Origin of the sequence: Halodurantibacterium flavum (genome assembly GCF_042681825.1) — a bacterium.
GTDB lineage: Bacteria > Pseudomonadota > Alphaproteobacteria > Rhodobacterales > Rhodobacteraceae > Halodurantibacterium > Halodurantibacterium flavum.
The window spans coordinates 1-932 of the sequence record NZ_JBHUGH010000018.1; the positions used below are offsets into that span (position 1 = coordinate 1).

Here is a 932-nt window from a genome sequence, read left to right on the forward strand (position 1 = left end):
AGCTGGAAGGGGCGGGTGGCGATCTCGGCGCCGGCGGGGGCGACGCCGATCACGATCGACTGGCCCCAGCCGCGGTGGCAGGCCTCCAGCGCCTGGCGCATCACGGTGACGTTGCCGGTGCAGTCGAAGGTGTAGTCGGCCCCGCCGATCTGGTCGAAGGGCGTTTTGGTCATGTTGACCAGATGCGCCACGATGTCGCCCTCGATCTCGCGCGGGTTGACGAAATGGGTCATGCCAAAGCGCTCGCCCCATTCCTTCTTGTCGTTGTTGAGGTCGACCCCGATGATCATGTCGGCGCCTGCCAGCCGCAGGCCCTGGATCACGTTGAGCCCGATGCCGCCCAGACCAAAGACCACGGCCTTGGCGCCGATCTCGACCTTGGCGGTGTTGATCACCGCGCCGATGCCGGTGGTGACGCCGCAGCCGATATAGCAGATCTTGTCGAAGGGCGCGTCGGAGCGCACCTTGGCCAGCGCGATTTCCGGCACCACGGTGTGGTTGGCGAAGGTCGAGCAGCCCATGTAATGGTGGATCGGCGTGCCGTCGAGCATGGAAAACCGGGTCGTGCCGTCGGGCAGCAGGCCCTGCCCCTGGGTCGCGCGGATCGCGGTGCAGAGGTTGGTTTTCCGGCTCAGGCAGCTGGGGCACTGGCGGCATTCGGGGGTATAGAGCGGGATGACATGGTCGCCCGGTTTCAGCGTCGTGACGCCGGGGCCGCATTCGACCACGACGCCCGCGCCCTCATGCCCGAGGATCGCCGGAAAGATCCCCTCGGGGTCGGCGCCCGACAGCGTGAATTCATCCGTGTGGCAGATCCCCGTCGCCTTGATCTCCACCAGAACCTCGCCCGCACGCGGACCCTCAAGGTTCACCTCCATGACCTCCAATGGCCGCCCAGCCGATACCGCAACCGCCGCTCGCGTCCGCATCGC

1 protein-coding gene is annotated in these 932 nt (G+C 67.0%); it reads right to left on the minus strand.

Features of this window, described 5'->3' with window-relative positions:
* Nucleotides 1-929: alcohol dehydrogenase catalytic domain-containing protein (locus ACFSGJ_RS17140; RefSeq protein ID WP_390264666.1), on the minus strand; the 929-nt coding region annotated here is incomplete at its 3' end.
* Nucleotides 930-932: the final 3 nt, after the last annotated feature.